Raw genomic sequence first — 740 nt, forward strand, 5'->3', positions numbered from 1 at the left:
GTTGGCGGAGAGTCTCAGCGCCGTCGTCGAATCCGTCGTCAACCATGTGGGGGTGGATGTGAACACCGCGTCCCCGGCCCTTTTGGGCTATGTATCCGGGATCACATCCACCGTCGCCAGGAATATCGTCAAACGTCGGGAGGAGGCCGGCCGCTTCAAAAGCCGGGAAGAATTAAAGGAAATTCCTCGTCTCGGGGCGAAGACCTACGAGCAGTGCATCGGATTTTTGCGCATTCCCGACGGAGACCATCCCCTGGACAAGACCCCGATCCATCCGGAATCGTATCCGGTGGTGGACCGGCTCCTGGGAGAATTGGGATGCACCCCCGCGGCGATCGGTACCGATGAGCTGAACGACGAGCTGCGGCGGGTGGACGTGCCGTCCATGGCGGAGCGGATCGGTTGCGGCGTCCCCACCCTGCGGGATATCATCGATGCGCTCCTGAAACCGGGCCGGGACCCGCGGTCGGAATTGCCGCCGCCGATCTTTCGTTCCGACGTGCTGAAACCGGAGGATCTGCGGACGGGAATGCAGCTGAAGGGGGCGGTCCGCAATGTGGTCGATTTCGGCGCTTTTGTGGATATCGGTCTGAAAAACGATGGATTGGTGCACATTTCCCGGATGAGCGAAAAATATGTGCACCATCCCTTGGATGTGGTCTCCGTGGGAGATATCGTCGATGTGTGGGTCTGCGGGGTGGACCTGGAACGGGACCGTGTCTCCCTCAGCATGGTACCCG

Annotated in this window: 1 protein-coding gene; it reads left to right on the forward strand. The window is 60.8% G+C overall.

Going from position 1 to position 740, the window contains the following annotated elements:
• The coding region (locus tag RZO55_RS25750) for a helix-hairpin-helix domain-containing protein (protein WP_318067121.1) at positions 1-740 on the forward strand (740 nt) is incomplete at both ends.

Source organism: Clostridium boliviensis (assembly GCF_033342255.1).
Taxonomy (GTDB): domain Bacteria; phylum Bacillota; class Clostridia; order Lachnospirales; family Lachnospiraceae; genus Lacrimispora; species Lacrimispora boliviensis.